The sequence below is a fragment of the Vannielia sp. ABF1_015 genome, assembly GCF_056160745.1.
This window is the reverse complement of the sequence record NZ_JBSWXT010000002.1, coordinates 879,871-897,052: the sequence shown is the minus strand read 5'-3', so window position 1 is coordinate 897,052 and position 17,182 is coordinate 879,871. Positions and strand designations below refer to the sequence as shown.

General features: G+C 64.9%; 20 protein-coding genes and 1 other RNA gene. 15 read left to right on the top strand and 6 right to left on the bottom strand.

The features are described from left to right. The first annotated feature begins 8 nt into the window (after positions 1-8). The 8 genes from gatC (at position 9) to ACXAG6_RS16770 (ending at position 5,223) form a co-directional block, all read left to right on the top strand. The gene (gene gatC / locus ACXAG6_RS16805) at positions 9-296 is read left to right on the top strand and encodes an Asp-tRNA(Asn)/Glu-tRNA(Gln) amidotransferase subunit GatC (protein ID WP_475338977.1); all 288 of its coding nucleotides are present in this window, start codon (positions 9-11) and stop codon (positions 294-296) included. Next, positions 296-1,783 (top strand): Asp-tRNA(Asn)/Glu-tRNA(Gln) amidotransferase subunit GatA, encoded by a 1,488-nt coding sequence (gatA, locus tag ACXAG6_RS16800; protein ID WP_475338975.1) that lies wholly within the window; start codon positions 296-298, stop codon positions 1,781-1,783. The genes gatC and gatA overlap by 1 nt, the downstream gene beginning before the upstream one ends. 71 nt (positions 1,784-1,854) lie before the next feature. Continuing rightward, on the top strand, positions 1,855-2,562 hold the full coding sequence (locus ACXAG6_RS16795) for a hypothetical protein (protein ID WP_475338973.1): 708 nt from the start codon (positions 1,855-1,857) through the stop codon (positions 2,560-2,562). Positions 2,563-2,581: 19 nt separating this feature from the next. Continuing rightward, positions 2,582-3,274, top strand: a complete 693-nt coding sequence (locus tag ACXAG6_RS16790) for an N-acetylmuramoyl-L-alanine amidase (protein WP_475338971.1) — start codon at positions 2,582-2,584, stop codon at positions 3,272-3,274. Positions 3,275-3,286: 12 nt separating this feature from the next. Next, an RNA gene (gene rnpB / locus ACXAG6_RS16785) (RNase P RNA component class A) lies at positions 3,287-3,654 on the top strand. Positions 3,655-3,776: 122 nt separating this feature from the next. Beyond that, the gene (rpmG, locus tag ACXAG6_RS16780) at positions 3,777-3,944 is read left to right on the top strand and encodes a 50S ribosomal protein L33 (protein ID WP_012179442.1); all 168 of its coding nucleotides are present in this window, start codon (positions 3,777-3,779) and stop codon (positions 3,942-3,944) included. A 130-nt stretch (positions 3,945-4,074) separates the two neighbouring features. Further along, a complete protein-coding gene (locus tag ACXAG6_RS16775) occupies positions 4,075-4,626 on the top strand; it encodes a GNAT family N-acetyltransferase (protein WP_475338969.1) in 552 nt (183 codons plus the stop codon). Between the two features lie 48 nt (positions 4,627-4,674). Further along, complete coding sequence (locus ACXAG6_RS16770; RefSeq protein WP_475338967.1) at positions 4,675-5,223, top strand: P-loop NTPase family protein; 549 nt, start codon at positions 4,675-4,677, stop codon at positions 5,221-5,223. A gap of 27 nt (positions 5,224-5,250) precedes the next feature. Here ACXAG6_RS16770 and ACXAG6_RS16765 read toward each other — a convergent pair whose 3' ends face one another. The 4 genes from ACXAG6_RS16765 to ACXAG6_RS16750 all read right to left on the bottom strand — a co-directional run bounded on the left by ACXAG6_RS16765 (position 5,251) and on the right by ACXAG6_RS16750 (position 8,159). Then, positions 5,251-6,228: a zinc-binding dehydrogenase gene (locus ACXAG6_RS16765; protein ID WP_475338966.1), complete on the bottom strand. Its 978-nt coding sequence runs from the start codon at positions 6,226-6,228 to the stop codon at positions 5,251-5,253. 65 nt (positions 6,229-6,293) lie between these two features. Then, positions 6,294-6,881 carry a TetR/AcrR family transcriptional regulator gene (locus ACXAG6_RS16760; RefSeq protein ID WP_475338964.1) on the bottom strand — a complete coding sequence of 196 codons (588 nt, stop codon included), beginning with the start codon at positions 6,879-6,881 and terminating at the stop codon, positions 6,294-6,296. 120 nt (positions 6,882-7,001) lie between these two features. Beyond that, a complete protein-coding gene (locus ACXAG6_RS16755) occupies positions 7,002-7,745 on the bottom strand; it encodes a Bax inhibitor-1/YccA family protein (protein WP_140015008.1) in 744 nt (247 codons plus the stop codon). Between the two features lie 183 nt (positions 7,746-7,928). Next, on the bottom strand, positions 7,929-8,159 hold the full coding sequence (locus tag ACXAG6_RS16750; RefSeq protein WP_475338962.1) for a DUF1127 domain-containing protein: 231 nt from the start codon (positions 8,157-8,159) through the stop codon (positions 7,929-7,931). Between the two features lie 123 nt (positions 8,160-8,282). On the opposite strand from ACXAG6_RS16750, the gene ACXAG6_RS16745 reads away from it, so the two are divergent. Next, positions 8,283-9,245, top strand: coding sequence for a LysR family transcriptional regulator (locus ACXAG6_RS16745; protein WP_140015006.1), 963 nt, complete (start codon positions 8,283-8,285; stop codon positions 9,243-9,245). On the opposite strand, the gene ACXAG6_RS16740 is transcribed toward ACXAG6_RS16745, so the two are convergent. Further along, entirely contained in the window at positions 9,196-10,161 is a 966-nt protein-coding gene (locus ACXAG6_RS16740) for an NADPH:quinone oxidoreductase family protein (RefSeq protein ID WP_475338961.1), read from the bottom strand. The genes ACXAG6_RS16745 and ACXAG6_RS16740 overlap by 50 nt on opposite strands. 322 nt (positions 10,162-10,483) lie before the next feature. Between ACXAG6_RS16740 and ACXAG6_RS16735 the strand changes: the two genes are divergently transcribed. The 4 genes from ACXAG6_RS16735 to ACXAG6_RS16720 all read left to right on the top strand — a co-directional run bounded on the left by ACXAG6_RS16735 (position 10,484) and on the right by ACXAG6_RS16720 (position 13,644). Next, positions 10,484-10,870 (top strand): helix-turn-helix domain-containing protein, encoded by a 387-nt coding sequence (locus ACXAG6_RS16735; protein ID WP_140015004.1) that lies wholly within the window; start codon positions 10,484-10,486, stop codon positions 10,868-10,870. Positions 10,871-10,979: 109 nt separating this feature from the next. Then, positions 10,980-11,795, top strand: a complete 816-nt coding sequence (locus ACXAG6_RS16730; protein ID WP_475338959.1) for an inositol monophosphatase family protein — start codon at positions 10,980-10,982, stop codon at positions 11,793-11,795. After that, positions 11,792-13,132, top strand: a complete 1,341-nt coding sequence (locus ACXAG6_RS16725; protein ID WP_475338958.1) for an 8-oxoguanine deaminase — start codon at positions 11,792-11,794, stop codon at positions 13,130-13,132. The genes ACXAG6_RS16730 and ACXAG6_RS16725 overlap by 4 nt, the downstream gene beginning before the upstream one ends. Before the next feature lie 11 nt (positions 13,133-13,143). Then, positions 13,144-13,644: a CAP domain-containing protein gene (locus ACXAG6_RS16720; RefSeq protein ID WP_475338957.1), complete on the top strand. Its 501-nt coding sequence runs from the start codon at positions 13,144-13,146 to the stop codon at positions 13,642-13,644. A 24-nt stretch (positions 13,645-13,668) separates the two neighbouring features. Here ACXAG6_RS16720 and guaD read toward each other — a convergent pair whose 3' ends face one another. Continuing rightward, the gene (gene guaD, locus ACXAG6_RS16715; protein WP_475338956.1) at positions 13,669-14,994 is read right to left on the bottom strand and encodes a guanine deaminase; all 1,326 of its coding nucleotides are present in this window, start codon (positions 14,992-14,994) and stop codon (positions 13,669-13,671) included. Between the two features lie 178 nt (positions 14,995-15,172). Here guaD and mgtE point away from each other — a divergent pair, with 178 nt between their 5' ends. Next, on the top strand, positions 15,173-16,582 hold the full coding sequence (gene mgtE, locus ACXAG6_RS16710; protein WP_475338954.1) for a magnesium transporter: 1,410 nt from the start codon (positions 15,173-15,175) through the stop codon (positions 16,580-16,582). Further along, positions 16,579-17,130, top strand: coding sequence for a 5-formyltetrahydrofolate cyclo-ligase (locus ACXAG6_RS16705; protein WP_475338953.1), 552 nt, complete (start codon positions 16,579-16,581; stop codon positions 17,128-17,130). Before mgtE ends, ACXAG6_RS16705 begins: the two co-directional genes overlap by 4 nt. Positions 17,131-17,182 lie beyond the last annotated feature (52 nt).

The window sequence follows — 17,182 nt, the reverse complement described above, 5'->3', positions numbered from 1 at the left end:
TTCGCCCCATGTCGATCGACACCGAAACCGCGCGCCGTGTGGCGCATCTGGCCCGGATCGCCGTGCCCGAAGAAGACCTGCCTGCACTTGCGGGCGAATTCAACGCGATCCTCGGGTTCATCGAACAGCTTTCCGAGGTGGATGTGGAGGGCGTTGAGCCGATGGTTTCGGTCACCCCGCAACGGTTGAAGCGGCGCGAGGATGTGGTGACGGATGGCAGCCAGCCCGAGGCCGTTCTGGCCAATGCGCCCGATGCCCGCGAAGGCTTCTTTGCCGTGCCGAAGGTGGTGGAATAATGAGCGATCTGACCAAGCTGACGATTGCAGGCGCGCGGGACGCGCTGCGCAAGGGCGAGACCACGAGCGTGGAAATCACAGAGGCCTGCCTTTCGGCCATCGAGGGGGCAGGGGCGCTCAATGCTTTTGTTCACCACACGCCGGAGATTGCGCTGGAGCAGGCCAAGGCCGCTGACGCACGGATCGGCGCGGGTGATGCCCCGGCGATGTGCGGCATTCCGCTTGGCATCAAGGATCTGTTCTGCACCAAGGGTGTAGAGAGCCAGGCGGCCTCCGCCATTCTTGGCGGCTTCAAGCCGGAATACGAATCCACCGTTACCAGCCAGCTATTTGACGCGGGCGCGGTGATGTTGGGCAAGCTCAACATGGACGAATTCGCCATGGGGTCGAGCAACGAGACCTCGACCTACGGCAACGCGGTGAACCCTTGGCGGCGCGGCAGCGATGAGGCGGCCCTGACGCCCGGCGGCTCCTCGGGCGGCTCGGCCTCTGCCGTGGCGGCCGACCTCTGCCTTGCCGCGACCGGCACCGACACCGGCGGCTCAATCCGCCAACCTGCGGCCTTCACCGGGATCACCGGCCTAAAGCCCACCTATGGCCGGGTAAGCCGCTGGGGCATCATCGCCTTTGCCTCTTCGCTTGATCAGGCCGGACCGATGACCAAGGATGTTCGCGACTGCGCGATCATGCTTCAGGCCATGGCCGGGCATGACCCGAAGGACAGCACCTCGGCCGAGCTTGCGGTGCCCGATTTCGAAGCAATGCTGACGGGCGATATCAAGGGCAAGGTGATCGGGATTCCGAAGGAATACCGGATGGAAGGCATGCCCGAAGAGATCGAGGCACTTTGGGCCGAGGGCACCGAGATGCTCAAGGCTGCGGGGGCCGAGATCCGCGATATCTCGCTGCCGCACACCAAGTATGCGCTGCCCGCCTATTACGTGATCGCCCCTGCCGAGGCCTCCTCCAACCTCGCCCGCTACGACGGCGTGCGCTTTGGCCACCGGGCCAAGTTGGCGCAGGGTGACGGCATCGTGGAGATGTATGAAAAGACTCGCGCCGAGGGCTTTGGCGACGAGGTGAAGCGGCGGATCATGGTGGGCACCTATGTGCTCTCCGCAGGTTACTACGACGCCTACTACAACCGTGCCCGCAAGGTGCGTGCCCTGATCAAGAAGGACTTCGACGAGGTCTTTGCCGCAGGGGTCGACGCAGTCCTGACGCCCGCCACCCCCTCCGCGGCCTTCGGGTTGGGCGAGATGGCCGAGGCGGACCCGGTGCAAATGTATCTCAACGACGTCTTCACCGTGACGGTCAACCTCGCCGGTTTGCCGGGCATCGCTGTGCCCACCGGAACCAGCACACAGGGCCTTCCGCTGGGTCTCCAGCTTATCGGGCGCCCGTGGGAAGAGGGCGACTTGCTGAACACGGCCTACGCGCTGGAGCAGGCCGCAGGTTTTGTGGCCAAACCGGGCAAATGGTGGTAAAACCGGCCCAATAGGCAAAAAAGAGAGCAGAGATCTTTCCCATGCGAGCGTGGCTTCCCCTGTGTGCAGCCTTGGCCCTTGCGGCCTGTGATCCGGCAATTCCTGATAGCGGTTCGGGCGTCGGCTTCGGCGACTATGACAGCTATCAGTCGCAGCTCAGGCGCGACACGGCGCTGGCCACTTCTTCGCGGCAAACGGTGCAGCCGCCCGCTGCGCCTGTCGCCTCGGCCTCGGCAAGCCCGTCGGCGGCTGCGCCTTCGGCGACCGGGGCTCCAACCGCAGCAGAGATTGACCAGGCCCTCGGGCGCACCCCCACCACCGCGCAGCCGGTGATCACCCCGGCTGCCCCCGCCCCGGTGCGCACCGCTGCCGCGCCGCGCACTGCAGGCAGCGCCGGAATTTCCGATGAGCAGTCTTTCGAGGCGGTCTCGTCGCGGGAGTCGATTGAGAGTGATGCCCAGAGGATTGCCCGGCAACGTGCGCAATTTGAGCAGGCGCCGGTAACGGCCCTTCCCGATCGCCCGCAGGATACCGGGCCGAATCTGGCGCAATACGCGCTGTCGACCACAAACCAGCCGGGCGAGAAAATCTATCGCCGCGGCTTTACCAGTCAGCGCAAATTTGACCGCGCCTGTGCCTCTCAGCCCTCCGCAGCGCTGGCCCAGCAGGCCTTCCTCGCGGCCGGTGGCCCCAAGCGTGACAAGCTGGGTATGGACCCGGACGGGGACGGTTTTGCCTGTGGCTGGGATCCCCGGCCCTTCCGCGCCGCCAAGGGGTGAGTCGGCCCCAGAGCCCGGCGTGAAGATCCAAAGCTATCCAACGCCCAATCAGGGTGAGCGCCGGGGCGGGGCACGCCCCGATATCGTGCTGCTGCATTACACCGCCATGCCCGACACCGATCTGGTGCTGAAGCGCCTTGCCACGCCCGAAGCCGAAGTGTCGGCGCATTACGTGGTGAGCCCGGCAGGCGGCGTCTGGCAAATGGTCGATGAGGCCGCGCGGGCTTGGCACGCGGGGGCAGGGCGCTGGGGCGGTTGCGATGATGTGAACTCCCGCTCCATCGGCATCGAGATCGTCAATGCCGCCACCGAGCCCTTTGCAGCTCCGCAGATGCGGGCCGTGGAAGCGTTGGTGGGGGGGATAATGGGGCGATGGGCCGTGCCGCCTGAACGGGTGCTTGGCCACTCCGACATCGCCCCGGGCCGAAAGATCGACCCGGGCCCGCGGTTCGACTGGCGCCGCCTCGCCCTGCAGGGCCTCGCGGTGTGGAGCGAGGCCGAAGAGGCGGCAGGCGCCAGTGATGAGGCTGCCTTTTGCCAAGATGCGCGAGCCTTTGGCTATACCGACGATGTGCCGCCCGACACCCTGCTGGCTGCCTTCCGCAGCAGGTTCAGGCCCGGGGCGAGCGGCCCGCTCGATGCCACCGACTGCGCCCGGATGGCCGACCTCGCCGCGCGGTATCCCGTTGACCCAGAGGCGCTTATCGCCTAACCGGGCCTTCGCGCGGATGACCGGGTGGCTGCGGGGGCTCGCCTCCGAGGAAAGTCCGGACTCCACGAAGCAACGGTGCCGGGTAACGCCCGGGCGGAGCAATCCGACGGAAAGCGCCACAGAGAACAGACTGCCCTGCTTGCAGGGTGATGGTGAAACGGTGGGGTAAGAGCCCACCGCGGGGCTGGCAACAGCACCGGCACGGCAAGCCCCACCGGGAGCAATGCCAAATAGGAGCCTCACATGGGCCGCTTCGGCCCCGGGGCTCGGGTTGGCAGCTAGAGGGCACGCGGCAACGCGCGCCTTAGATGAATGGCCACCCCGCCCAGACGCTTCGGCCGACGGGCGGACAGAATCCGGCTTACAGGTCATCCGCGCGATTATTTTTGCCATTCCCCGCCGGGAGTGGTTGACTCGGCCCCCCGCGCGGGTAAAAGGCGGGCTCCAAGATACACATGCGGAGTGCCCCCGTGCGCGCTCCCCCCGCAAGAGGACAACCAAGATGGCCAAACCGACCACCATCAAGATCCGGCTGAACTCCACTGCCGACACTGGCCACTTCTACGTGACCAAAAAGAACGCCCGCACCATGACCGAAAAGATGGTCGTACGTAAATACGACCCGGTCGCGCGCAAGCACGTGGAATACAAGGAAGGCAAGATCAAGTAAGCCCCTCCGCTCCACGACAAAGCTTAGAAAACCGCGCGACGCCCCAAGGCTCGCGCGGTTTTTCTTTGTCCCATAGCCAGCAAACCCCGCGAGCCTCCTTCTCAAGACGGTCCACCAAGGAGGCCAGACCATGCAAACCCAGACCAGTGAAATGCCCGGAAGGGGGCTGCGCCCCGCTCTGCCGCCCTTCACCATCCGCCCCGCGCGCATGGGTGACGTGCAGGCCGTGGGCAAGCTCTTGGCCGCCTCCTACCGTGCCTTGCTGGCGCCGGACTATCCGCCCGAAATTCTCGCCGAGGCGTTGCCGCTGATCACCAGGCCGCAGGCGGCTTTGCTGTCATCCGGCACATACTGTCTCGCCGATACCGGCGATGGGCTGCTGGCCGCCGGGGGCTGGACCTTTCACGCACCGGGCGGCACGGCCACCGGGCCGCGCGAGGTGGGCCACATTCGCCATGTCGCCACCGCTCCTGCGATGGCGCGCCGGGGCGTTGGCCGCACTCTGATGGAGCATGCACTTTTTGAAGCCGAGGCGGCTGGCGTGCGGCGGATGATGTGCTTTTCCACCCTCACGGCAGAGCCCTTCTATGCCGCGCTGGGCTTCGTCTCCCAGGGCGAGATAACCATCACCCTCGCTCCGGGGCTCGAATTTGCCGCCGTGCAGATGTGTTGTGAAATGTGATCCACGCCGCACTTGCGAAGGTCTGTGCCGCATCGCAGAATTGGGGGCATGGAACGGGTGATGATTGTCGGAGGGCCCGGTTCGGGCAAGTCCACCCTGGCGCGGGGGCTGGGGGCGGTTACCGGCTTGCCTGTCTTCCATATGGATCACATCCACTACGGGCCGGGCTGGCAGCAGCGCGAGCCGGAGGTGAAGAGCTGGATGAGCGAGGAGGTTCACCGCAAGCCGCGCTGGATCTTCGAGGGGAACCACTCCCGCACCTATGCCCAGCGGATCGCGCGGGCGGATACGCTGATTTGGCTCGATCTGCCGGTGGGGCTAAGGCTCTGGCGGGTGATCCGACGGCAGCTCCGCTACCTCGGCAAGACGCGCCCCGACATGCCTCGGGGCTGCGTTGAGCGGCTGGATAGGGGGGCGCTCGATTTCTGGCTGTTCATCTGGCGGACCCGGAATAGCAGCCGGGCGAAACTGGTCGATGTCGCTGCCGCCCCACCGCCGCATCTCACGGTCGTGCATTTAAGGTCACGCCGCGAGGTGCGGGCTTGGCTGGAGGCGGTGGAGGGCCGGAAGGGCTTGGCCCAACCGGGGCCGGCATAACGCTGCCGGCCCCGCTCATGCGTGCCTTCAGCCGCGCAGCAGAATCTTGCCGCTGCGACCGGGGGTGAGAGAGGCCTTGACCGCCTCGACCGGCTCGTCGAGCGGAAACTCCCCGCCAGAGGGCAGGTGCAACTGGCCCTTTGCGGCCAAGGTCACCAACTCGCCGATGAGGCGGCCCTTCTCGGCCCCGTCCATCTCGCCGATCACGCGCGAGCCCCAGAAGCCCTTGATTTGCAGGTGGCGCGAAATCACCGACCCGGCCCGCAGTTGCAGCGGATCGCCCGTGGCGGTGCCGAACACGACGAGCGTGCCATCGGTGCCAAGCAGATCGGCGATGTCGGCCACAATTGCGCCGCCGACGCTGTCGATCGCGGCCCGTGCGCCATCCTTCCCAAGGATCTTGCGAGCCTCGTCGACCCAGCCCTCATCGGAGGTGTTCAGCACATTCTCAATGCCCAACTCCGTCAGTTCGTCGATGGCTTCGGCGCGGCGAACGAGGTTGAGGGTTTTCACGCCCCGCGCCTTGGCCAGTTCCGCAAAGATCTTGCCCACGGTGCCGTTGGCAGCGGTCTGCACGACCCAATCGCCTTCGTTGACCTCAAGGTACTCAAGCAGGGCCAATGCGCTGAACGGCATGGCGATAAGCTGAGCGCCGGCCTCGTCGCCGATCTCTTCGGGCAGCGGCACCACGGCCGCTGCGGGCGCAATGAACTGCTCTGCCCATGCGCCGTGGACGCCCGCTGCGACAACACGCTTGCCGATCATCGCTTCGTCCACGCCTTCCCCGACGGCCTCGATGATGCCGAGGGCCTCGGTGCCGCCGACAGCGGGCAGCTCGGGCTTGTAGCCGTAGGTGCCACGCGCGGTCCACAGATCGTGGTTGTGGATGGGGGAGAGTATCATGTCGATGCGGACCTCTCCGGCCTGGGGCCCTGGCACAGCGATATCAGAGGTTTGCAGCACGTCAGCGGGTTCGCCAAAGGTGTCGTAGGTGATGGCTTTCATGGTGTGTCCTTTCTTTTCTGCGCACCCAACGGATGCGCAGGCATTCGGTTTCTTTGTGTTTCGATTTAGGTGAAGAACCGCGTACGGGTGTCTTCCATGGCTTGCTCAAGCGGCAGGCGGTTGCGAGATAGCTTGGCGTGGATGGCCGCGCCGAGCCATTGGGCATAGAGCATCGCGCCACTGCGCTCCGGGTCGGATTGCAGTGCGACAGAGCCGTCCTCCGCCCCCTCTCGCAGCAGGGCCGAGAGCCGCGTGCAAACCTGCGCTACCCCGGCATCGAGGATCTGGCGCATATCTTCCGAAAGATCGGCGATTTCAGCAGCGAGCTTCACCACCAGGCAACGGTCGGCCATCGTGGCGGCCTCGGTGCCGAGCGCGCCGTTGAAGTAGCGTTCCATACGTGTGGCGGCAGGCTGGGGGAGGGCGATGATCGCGTCGAGGGCGGCAACATACTCGGTGACGTAGCCCTCAAGCAGCGCGCAACCGAACGCCTCCTTGGACGGAAAGTAGTAGTAAAAAGAGCCCTTGGGCACATCGGCGGCGGCGAGGATATCCTTTAGCCCAACCCCGCCGAAGCCTCTTTCAAGCACCAATGCGCGGCCCCTTTCGAGGATGCGGGCACGGGTCTGTTCAGATTTGCGTTGCTCGGTCATGTTAGGCATGTAGGAAGTATTAGACCGGTCGTCTAGTAGTGATGGCCGAAAAATCTCGGCAAAGAAAAACCCGCCGGATCACTCCGGCGGGTTTGATCGTTTCAGTCTTTCAACTGTCTCTTATTCGCGCCCGCCAAGCAGCGAGAGCAGGAACATGAACATGTTGATGAAGTCCAGGTAGAGGCTGAGCGCGCCCATGATGGCGGCCTTGCCGAGCCATTCCTGATCCCCATGCGCCGCATGGGCGATGTAGGTGTTCTTGATGTTCTGCGTATCGTAGGCGGTAAGGCCTGCGAAGATCAGCACACCCAGAACCGAGATGGCGAACATCATGCCGCTGGGGTCATAACCCGCGATGAACATCGGCAGGATCAGGTTGACCACCGAGGCGATGACCAGGCCGATCACGCCCATGATCAGGAAACTGCCCCAGCCGGAGATGTCTTTCTTCGTGGTGTAGCCCCACAGGGACAGGCCAGCGAAGGCGACGGCCGTGATCAGGAAGGTCTGGGCAATCGAGAAGTCCGTGTAAGCTACGAAGATCCAGCTGATCGACAGGCCCATGACGGCCGAGAACACATAGAAGAACAGCTGCGCGGCCGCAGAGGACATCTTGTTGATGAGCGCGCCGAAGGCGAAGATCATGATCAGCGGAGCGAACATGATCACCCAGCGCAGCGGTGTGGCGAAGAGTTGCATCACCACGGCTTCGCTGTTGCCAGCGGCCCAGGCCACCGCAGCGGTGAGGAAGAGCCCCACCGACATGGTGCCGTACACCTTGTTCATATGGGCCCGGAGGCCCTCGTCGATCTGCGCCGTACGGACGCCTGCGCCCATCGTGCGGATCGGTCCAGTCTCTGCCATTCATGCCTCCATTTGCACAAAATTCATGTCAGCACGCCCGGCGGGCGCACTGCTTGGTGTCAAATATCGGCACAGACGGCCTTGATTTCAAGTGGTTCTGACGGGGAAACGGGTTGTTTCGACACAAAGTTTTCGAGAGCGGCGCCCTCGGGGGGAAAGCGCCGCTCTCTTGGGATGGCGGGATCAGGTCCGCCAGCCCGGGGGAACGTCCCAGAGTTTCCGGGCAGCTTCGGTGCGCGCTGCGTCGGGCGACACGCCGATATCGCGCAGCAGGGTTTCATCGAGCGCGGCCAGAGCGCGGCGCTGACGGCGTAGAGCCAAAAGGCCCAGAACGCGAGCGATCAGGCTGCTGCGGGGAGGGTTGCAGTGTCCGGACAGGGCGCCGGAGGAGAGGGTGGAAGCGGGGGAGCTCATCAGTCCGATCCTTTGCTTTCTGTGAACGTTACGATCTGTTTGATCAGGATGATTGATATATGGCGTGGGGTGGGGCATATTGGAAACGAATGTTTGTGACGCCCGCCATCACGGAGATTGATGATGCCCCGCAACCTGGATCTCACCGCCCTGCGCAGCTTTGTGACCGTCGCTGATTGTGGCGGGGTGACCCGCGCAGCCGGGCAGCTCAACGTGACCCAATCCGCCGTTTCGATGCAGCTCAAGCGGCTGGAAGAGGCGCTGGACCAAAAGTTGCTTGATCGCTCCCAGCGCAAGATTGGCCTGACCCCTGCCGGGGAGCAGCTTGTCAGCTATGCCCGCCGGATGCTGGCGCTGAACGATGAGGCGATCACCCGGCTGACGGCAGAAGAGTTCGAAGGCCAGATCGTGCTGGGCGTGCCCCATGATATCGTGCTGGGCTATATCCCGCGGATGCTCCAACGCTTCGCGGCTGAGTTTCCGCGCGTGCGTGTGCATCTCGTTTCCTCCTTTACACGAAGCCTCAAGGAAGACTTTGCAAAGGGGGCATGCGACATGATCGTAACCACCGAGGACGGGATGGACGAGGGCGGCGAGACGCTTCGCGAGGTGCCGCTCGTTTGGGTGGGTGCCCCGGGTGGCTGTGCGTGGCGGCGCCGACCGTTGCCCCTGGCCTTCGAGGAGAAGTGCTTTTTCAAACCCATTGTGCAGCGTGCGCTTGATGAGGCGGGGCTGCCTTGGACCATGCAGGTCAGCTCAAATTCATCGCGCACTGTGGAGGCAACGGTGAACGCTGATCTGGCCGTGCATGCGATGCTGGAAGGCATGCAGCCGCCCACCACTGAGCCGATCTGCCACGGTGGCGCTTTGCCTGAGCTGCGCTCTTTCCGGATCAATCTTTACGGAGCCGCCAGCCTGAAGAACCCAGCGCAGGAGGCGCTGGCCGAGCTGCTGCGCCGCTCTTACGCGGGGCGGTTGCCAACCACGGGCATGGGCCCCGTGCCGGTTGCAGAGGCGGGTGTGGTGGGCGAGGCGCTCAGCGCCGTGGCTCAACAACGACCTTCCCGGTCGAGCGCCGCGTCCTGATAAGCTCCATCGCCGCGTCGATCTCTTCAAGCGGCAGGCGGTGCGAGACATGCGGCTCCAATCCGCCGGTTTCCCACAGCGCCATAAGTTCCTTGAGTGAGCCGGTCAGCACCTCTGGCGCAAAGCCCATATAGCCGCCCCAGTAGAGCCCCATCACCGTTAGGTTCTTGACCAGCAGATGATTGGCTTTGATCTGCGGCACCTTGCCCCCGGCGAAGCCAATGGAAAGCAGGCGGCCCTCGGGGCGAGCGGCGCGAAAGCAGTCCGAAAACAGCGGATCACCCACAGAGTCATAGAGCACGTCGATGCCGCCAAGTGCCTTGAGCTGGCCGCGAATGTCCTCGCTGGTCGCGTCGATCAGGTGGGTCGCTCCGGCTTTTTCTGCAACAGCAAGCTTGTCGGCCCCGCGCGCGATGGCCACCACCACGGCGCCCAGCTTGGCCCCCAGTTCCACTGCCGTCAGCCCCACGCCTCCGGCCGCTCCGGTCACCACAAGGCGCTCGCCCTTGGCGAGCCGGGCGCGATGAACGAGCGCGAGATGAGATGTGCCATATGCAACAAGGAACGCTGCGGCGATATGGAACGGCATGGCATCGGGCAGCCTGAGGCAGCGGTCAGCCGGAAAGCACCCGGCTTCGGCCAGCCCACCACGCCCGCCGAAAACACCGATGCGATCCCCGAGTGCAAAACCCTCCACACCTTCACCGAGGGCAGTGACGGTGCCGGCCAACTCGATTCCGAGGGTGAAGGGGGCGGGAGGCGTGTCTTGATATGTGCCCTCAACCATCAGCAGATCGGCGAAGTTGAGCCCGCAGGCCGCAATCTCCACCGCCACCTCTCCCGGCGCCGGTTTTAGCGCGGCAATCTCGGTAAGGGCCGGGCGTTCACCCGTCTCGGTAACACGGTAGGCCTTCATCACATCCCTCCAATTGCGCACCATCCCTACGAGCTGTCGAAAAATTGCGCAATCCTGTGGGTATTTGCAAAATGCAATTGCAATTCGCGAGAGTTCACGGCGTCAACCAAGCGCAACTTATAATTGTATCGAGACTCACGTCTAAACTTGCCGTAGTAAGGTCATAGTTGCAGGCTCTGAAATGCAGGATAACATCGCAACCCTCTGTTTTTAAAGGGAATGATGATTTAATATCAAACAAATATGATAAATCTCAGCGGGTTCGCCCGTTTTGGCACGAAAGTTGCTGTGTACTAGGTGGAGAGATATGAAGGAGACATTCATGAAGCATCCGGTCGACATCCATGTTGGTAAGCGCGTTCGGCACCGTCGTTGGATGGTGGGGATGACGCAGCAGCAGCTGGCCGAGAAGGTCGGGATCAAGTTTCAGCAGATCCAGAAATACGAGACCGGCATGAACCGTGTAAGCGCATCGCGCCTTTGGGACATCTCCCACGCGCTCGAGGTGCCAATCTCCTTTTTCTTCGAGGGGCTTAGTGAAGATCTGCCGCAGGTGTCCAAGACCGATGCGGTCGAGGGCGAGGGCGTTCCGGGCGACATTCTCGGAGACCGCGAGGCGCTGGAACTGGTGCGCAGCTACTACGCCATCCCTGAAAGCCAACGCCGCCGGCTCTTTGATCTCGCCCGAGTTTTGAGCGATGTGAACTGAGCAAAAGCAACCACCTGTTGCCGGTGCCACCAAGAGAGCGCCCCCACCCAGGGGCGCTTTTCTCGTTTTACGGGGTGCGCTATGGCTGCTGAAAGGCAGGGAGAGGCATATGTTGCGCGAAGAAATCATGGAAGAAGAGGCGGCCGAGCTACGGGCCTGTGGCGCGGCAATGGCCGATGCGGCTCGGGCGGCGATCCTGCCACATTTCCGCACCCCAATGCTGGCCGACAACAAGGCAGGCCCCGGTGGGTTTGATCCGGTCACCGTTGCAGACCGCGCCGCCGAGGAAGCCATGCGCGGGGTTTTGGCCGAACGGCGCCCGCAGGATGCAGTGCTGGGCGAGGAGTTTGGCCACCAGGCGGGCGAGAGCGGGCTGACCTGGGTGCTCGACCCGATCGACGGGACCCGCGCCTTTATCTCCGGTACCGCGAGCTGGGGCGTGCTGATCGCGCTGAACGATGCGCGCGGCCCGTTTTATGGCATCATCGACCAGCCCTATATGGAGGAGCGTTTTCAGGGTGGCCTTGGTGCGGCGCAGCTCACCGGCCCGCGCGGCGAAACACTGTTGAAAGTGCGCGAAGGGCGCAGCCTCGCGGAGGCGACAGTGTTCACCACCTTCCCGGAGGTCGGCACCGAGGCCGAGGCCGCCGCATTTCGGCGCGTCGCGAGCAAAGCGCGGCTTACCCGCTACGGGCTGGATTGCTACGCCTATGCCCTGCTCGCCCTCGGGCAAATCGACCTTGTGATCGAAGCAGGTCTGCAAAGCTATGATATTGCCGCACCGATTGCCGTGATCGAGGCAGCAGGCGGCGTCGTGACAGATTGGGAGGGCGGGCCGGTGCACGAGGGCGGCAGGGCCCTCGCCGCAGCCACGCCCGAGCTACACCGCGCAGCGATGGCGCTCTTGGCCGAGCAGGCCGCATGACGCATCGCCTCATCCGGGGCGGCCATGTGCTGAGCATGGACGATGCGCGCCGCGAAGGCACATTAGATGTGCGTTTGCGCGGCGGGATCATCGAAGAGATCGGCCCGGGCCTTGCTGCGGATGGGGCCGAGGTAATCAGCGCCGAGGGCTGCCTTGTTACGCCCGGGTTGGTGAATACGCATCACCACATGTTCCAAAGCCTGACCCGCGCCGTGCCAGCGGGCCAGGATGCGCGGCTCTTCGGCTGGCTTCAGGCGCTTTACCCGATTTGGGGCCGGATGACGCCGGAAGACATCCGCCTGTCCGCCAAACTGGCCTGCGCCGAGCTTGCGCTCTCGGGCTGTTCGATGAGCTCTGACCATCTTTATCTTTTTCCGAACGGTGCCAAGCTGGAGGACAGCATCGAAGGCGCGGGCGAGGTCGGCATCCGCTTTCTCGCCACACGCGGCGCGATGAGCATTGGAGAAAGCAAGGGCGGGCTGCCGCCGGATGCCTTGGTGGAAGATGAGGCTGCAATTCTGGAGGATTGCGCGCGGGTGGTGGACGCGTTTCACGACCCGTCGCCGGGGGCGCTGGTGCAGGTGGGCCTTGCGCCCTGCTCGCCGTTTTCGGTCAGCCGCGAGTTGATGCGGGATGCCGCTATCTTGGCGCGCGAAAAGGGCGTCCGGCTGCACACCCATCTGGCCGAGAATGATGAAGACATCGCCTATTCCGAAGCCAACTTCGGCTGTCGTCCCGGCCAATACGCCGAAGAGCTTGGCTGGGTCGGCGAAGACGTGTGGCATGCCCATTGCGTAAAATTGGATAGCGCAGAAATAGATCTTTTCGCCCACACAAAAACAGGGGTCGCCCATTGCCCCTGCTCCAACTGCCGCCTCGGTTCGGGGATCGCGCCAATCCGGGCGATGCGTGATGCGGGGGTGCCGGTGGGGCTGGGCGTGGACGGCTCAGCCAGTAATGACGCGGGCAATCTGGCCGCAGAGGCGCGCATGGCATTGCTGGTGGCGCGGGTGCGGGACGGGGCCGATGCCATGCCCGCGCGCGAGGCTCTCGAGATTGCCACGCGGGGTGGGGCCGAGGTGCTTGGGCGCGGTGGCCACCTTGGCCAGCTTGCGCCGGGGTTTCGCGCCGATGTCGCAATCTGGGACATGGCGGGTCTGGAGGCGGCAGGCAACTGGGATCGCGCCGCGCTATTGCTGGCCGGGCCAACGCAGGTCCGCGACCTGATCGTGGAGGGGCGCGACGTGGTGCGCGCCGGTGCGCTGGTAGGCGTCGATACACGGGAGCTGGCGCAGCAGGCGGCAGCGGCGGTGGCCCGGCTGGCCAACGGCACGTGAGGAGGCCAAGTATGTTACAACACTGTCGGATCGCCATGGCCACAGGCCTGCTGATCACTCTCGCGGCCTGCGTGCCCGCGCCACCCCCCGCCGCGCCTGCGGCAGGTTTGGACGATAGCTCTACTCCGCAATCACGCACTCCAACCACACCGGGCAGCGTAGGGTCGGCGCTCAACGCATACCGCGCGTCTGGCGGGCTAACGCCGCTCACAGCCCACCCGGCCCTGATGCGGGCGGCGCAGGATCAGGCGGCATACCTTGCCGCAACGGGGCGCACAGGCCACACCGGGCGCGGCGGCTCCAGCGTGATGGACCGGGTGCGGGCGCAGGGCCTTCAGGCCTGTCTCGTGGCAGAAAACCTGTCGTTCGGTTATCCAACGGCTGCGCAGGCGGTGGCGGGGTGGAAGGGCTCAGCCGGGCACAATCGCAACATGCTGCTCCCGAATGCCAGCCTTTACGGTGAGGGCCATGCAGGTGCGGTGCGGGTCTTGGTGCTGGCGCGGCCCTGTTAAAACGCCGCGCGGTGGGCGCTGTGCTCAGCGGCGGCCAACGCCACCGATCCAAACGGCTTTGATTGCGCGGTCGTCCCCCATCATCATCGTCGGAAACACCGCCTCCCAAATATCACCCGCACGCGCGGCCCGCTGGGCGATGGCGGGGGTGGAGGCAAGATCTAGTGCAATGATATCGGCGGCACTTCCAACCGCGAGCGTGCCCACCTCGCTCTCCATCCGCAACGCGCGGGCCGAGCCTTCGGTGGCCAGCCACAAAAGCTGCGCCGGGTGCAGCACCGCGCCATTGAGCTGGCTGATCTCATAGGCGGCCCCCATGGTGCGCAGCATCGAAAATGACGAGCCGCCCCCCGTATCAGTCGCCAAGCCGGTTGTAACACCCTCCGCCGCCAACCCGGCGGCATCGAAAACACCGGAGCCAATAAAGGTGTTCGATGTCGGGCAATGCACCACCGATGAGCCGCTCTCGGCCAGTCTTGCCCGCTCTCGCGGAGTGAGGTGGATGGCATGGCCAAAGAGGGCCCCCGGGCCGATGAGGCCGTGCCGCTCATAGGTGGCAAGGTAATCCTCGGCATCGGGGCAAAGCTCCTTTACCCAGGCAATTTCTTCCGCCTGCTCACTAAGGTGCGTTTGCATGGCACAATCCGGGTGCTCGGCCCAAAGTGCGCCCATGGCCTCCAGCTGCGCTTCGCTCGATGTGGGCGTGAAACGGGGGGTTATGGCATAGCGCGCGCGCCCTTGCCCATGCCAGCGCTGAAGGAGCGCCTTGCTCTCGTCATAGGCCCGCTCAGGCGTATCGAGCAGCGCCTTGGGCGCGTTGCGATCCATCGCAACCTTGCCGCCCACCACCGCCATGCCTCGGGCCTGCGCAGCCTGAAAGAAGGCAGTGACGCTCTCGGGGTGAGATGTGCAGAAGCTGGCAACCGTGGTGGTGCCATTGGCGATCGCCAGATCAAGGTAGCGCCCAGCGATCGTGGCGGCGTAGAGCGCATCGCTAAACCGGCTCTCTTCGGGGAAGGTATAGCCTTCCAGCCAGTCGATCAGCCGCTTGCCCCATGAGGCGATGATGCCGGTTTGCGGATAGTGGGCATGGGCGTCGACGAAGCCGGGAAGCAGCAGCGCCGCGCCATAATCCACCCGGCGAGCGGTGGGGTGTGCCTCTCCCAAGCGCGCCGCGGGGCCGACTTCGGCGATCTTCCCGCCCCGCAAAAGGATCGCCCCGCGCGACAGGTGGCGGGCGCAGTCCGGCGCAGGCGTAGCAAAGGGATCGTCGGTAAAGTCGATGATCTGCCCAAGCAGCAGGGTCTCTGGGGCCGAAGACTCGGCGTTGGGCGGGGCAGAGGCAGACATGCCCCGGAGATTAAGCGGGCCCTGCACGGCGGACAATGCGTGAAATGATGTAACCAGCGGCGCAAGTTGCGAATTCACGCCGGGCTCCGGCCTGCAGGCCGCTGATTTCGCGCTCCTGCGCTTGCGCCACCCGGCGCGTGCAATATGGTGGCCGCAACGCCGAGCAGAGGGGCCGCCAATGAGCGAAGAGCCGACCACCGAGATCGAGGAGGAAGAGCGCCCCGAGGAGCGCGAGGAGCAGGATTACTCGCTCCGAACCCCCTTCGTGCAATCGGTGCTCGAAGCCACCTTTGCCGATGACGTGGTCACTCTCTCCGAACTGCTCGACCCGCTGCACCCCGCCGACATCGCCGACCTCTTGGAACAGATCGGGGCAGGGCCGCGGCGCGAGTTGTTGATGCTCTGGGGCGAAAGCGTCGATGGCGACATCCTCTCGGAACTCGATGAGACGATCCGCGAAGACGTGATCGCCACCCTCTCGCCCGAAACCCTCACCGAAGCCGTCCGCGAACTTGACTCCGATGACGTGGTCGACCTCGTCGAAGACCTCGAAGAAGACCAGCAGGAGGCGATCCTCGAAGCGCTCCCCGCCGCCGACCGGATCGCGGTGGAAGAAGCGCTGTCGTGGCCCGAAGAGTCCGCCGGGCGTTTGATGCAGCGGGAGGTGGTGCGCGCGCCAGAGCATTGGAGCGTGGGCCAGATGATTGATTTCATGCGGGCCGAGGGGCGCGAGCTGCCCGAGCAGTTCTACCACGTCATCCTGATCGACCCGAAGATGCACCCGGTCGGCTATGTCGCCCTCGGGCGCATCCTTGCCAGCCCCCGCGAGGTTTTGCTCGCGGAGATCAAGGAAGACAGCTTTCGCACCGTGCCGGTTGATCAGGACGAAGGCGAGGTGGCCTATGCCTTCAACCAGTATCACCTGATCTCGGTCCCGGTGGTGGATGAAGGCGAGCGGCTCGTCGGCGTCATCACCATCGACGATGCCATGGCGGTGCTGGATGACGAGGCCGAAGAAGACATCCTGCGCCTCGCGGGTGTGAGCGACGAAAGCCGGGTGACCGACCGGGTGTGGGAAACCACCAAGCGGCGCTTCCCCTGGCTCGCCGTCAACCTCGTGACGGCGATCATGGCCAGCCTCGTGATCGACCAGTTCGAGGCGGTCATCGCGCAACTGGTGGCGCTGGCCGTGCTCATGCCCATCGTGGCGTCGATGGGCGGCAACGCAGGCACCCAATCGCTGACCGTGGCGGTGCGCGCGATCGCCACCAAAGACCTCACCGGCTCCAACGTGTGGCGGGTGATCCGGCGCGAGGTTCTTGTGGGCCTGCTGAACGGCCTCGCTTTTGCCGCGCTGATGGGGCTGGTGGGCTGGATATGGTTTGGCACGCCAATGCTCGGGGCGGTGCTGGCGCTGGCCATGGTGATCAACCTCGTGGTGGCGGGGCTGGCGGGCATCTTGGTGCCCGTGGTGCTCGACAAGTTCAACATCGACCCGGCCCTGGCCTCCGGTGCCTTCGTGACGACGGTGACCGATGTGGTCGGCTTCTTCGCCTTCCTCGGCCTTGCCGCGGTGCTGCTGCTGTGAGCCTTGCGGAAGAGAAGCGCGCTGCCCGGGCCGCAGCGCTGGCGCGACGGGCCGAGGCCCATGCAGAGTGGTCGGGCCACGCGGCCGGCCACCTCTCTGAAGTGCTCGCGGGCTACAGGGGCGTGCCGCTGGCAGGCTACATGGCGATGCGCGACGAGATCGACCCTGCGCCCACCCTGGAAGAGGCCGCCGCCCATGGCCCCGTCGGCCTGCCCACCATCACAGCACCCGCCACGCCGCTGGTCTTCCGCCTCTGGGAGCCGGGGGCCGAGATGGTGCCCGCGCGCTTCGGCACATCCGAGCCGACCGGCGCAGTGATGCGCCCCGAAATCCTCGTGGTGCCGCTGGTGGCCTTCACCCGCGACGGCGCACGGCTCGGCTACGGTGGGGGCTTCTACGACCGCACGCTTGAACTGCTGCGCCGCGACGGGCCGGTGCTGGCGGTGGGCTTTGCCTACGGCGCGCAGGAAGCCGAGGCGCTGCCGCTGGAGCCAACAGATGCGCCGCTGGACATGATCGTGACCGAGCGCGAAGTGATTTCGCTGTAGCGCCGCGCGTGGCGGACCGCCCACCCACCCGCCCCGTTCCGCCACGCGCGGC

Excerpts from the sequence above, each read along its gene's own strand:
- gatC (WP_475338977.1), top strand. The coding sequence starts at position 9 with ATGTCGATCGACACCGAAACCGCGCGCCGTGTGGCGCATCTGGCCCGG.
- gatA (WP_475338975.1), top strand. The coding sequence starts at position 296 with ATGAGCGATCTGACCAAGCTGACGATTGCAGGCGCGCGGGACGCGCTG.
- rpmG (WP_012179442.1), top strand. The coding sequence starts at position 3,777 with ATGGCCAAACCGACCACCATCAAGATCCGGCTGAACTCCACTGCCGAC.
- ACXAG6_RS16775 (WP_475338969.1), top strand. The coding sequence starts at position 4,075 with ATGCAAACCCAGACCAGTGAAATGCCCGGAAGGGGGCTGCGCCCCGCT.
- ACXAG6_RS16770 (WP_475338967.1), top strand. The coding sequence starts at position 4,675 with ATGGAACGGGTGATGATTGTCGGAGGGCCCGGTTCGGGCAAGTCCACC.
- ACXAG6_RS16765 (WP_475338966.1), bottom strand. The coding sequence starts at position 6,228 with ATGAAAGCCATCACCTACGACACCTTTGGCGAACCCGCTGACGTGCTG.
- ACXAG6_RS16760 (WP_475338964.1), bottom strand. The coding sequence starts at position 6,881 with ATGACCGAGCAACGCAAATCTGAACAGACCCGTGCCCGCATCCTCGAA.
- ACXAG6_RS16755 (WP_140015008.1), bottom strand. The coding sequence starts at position 7,745 with ATGGCAGAGACTGGACCGATCCGCACGATGGGCGCAGGCGTCCGTACG.
- ACXAG6_RS16750 (WP_475338962.1), bottom strand. The coding sequence starts at position 8,159 with ATGAGCTCCCCCGCTTCCACCCTCTCCTCCGGCGCCCTGTCCGGACAC.
- ACXAG6_RS16745 (WP_140015006.1), top strand. The coding sequence starts at position 8,283 with ATGCCCCGCAACCTGGATCTCACCGCCCTGCGCAGCTTTGTGACCGTC.
- ACXAG6_RS16740 (WP_475338961.1), bottom strand. The coding sequence starts at position 10,161 with ATGAAGGCCTACCGTGTTACCGAGACGGGTGAACGCCCGGCCCTTACC.
- ACXAG6_RS16735 (WP_140015004.1), top strand. The coding sequence starts at position 10,484 with ATGAAGCATCCGGTCGACATCCATGTTGGTAAGCGCGTTCGGCACCGT.
- ACXAG6_RS16730 (WP_475338959.1), top strand. The coding sequence starts at position 10,980 with ATGTTGCGCGAAGAAATCATGGAAGAAGAGGCGGCCGAGCTACGGGCC.
- ACXAG6_RS16725 (WP_475338958.1), top strand. The coding sequence starts at position 11,792 with ATGACGCATCGCCTCATCCGGGGCGGCCATGTGCTGAGCATGGACGAT.
- ACXAG6_RS16720 (WP_475338957.1), top strand. The coding sequence starts at position 13,144 with ATGTTACAACACTGTCGGATCGCCATGGCCACAGGCCTGCTGATCACT.
- guaD (WP_475338956.1), bottom strand. The coding sequence starts at position 14,994 with ATGTCTGCCTCTGCCCCGCCCAACGCCGAGTCTTCGGCCCCAGAGACC.
- mgtE (WP_475338954.1), top strand. The coding sequence starts at position 15,173 with ATGAGCGAAGAGCCGACCACCGAGATCGAGGAGGAAGAGCGCCCCGAG.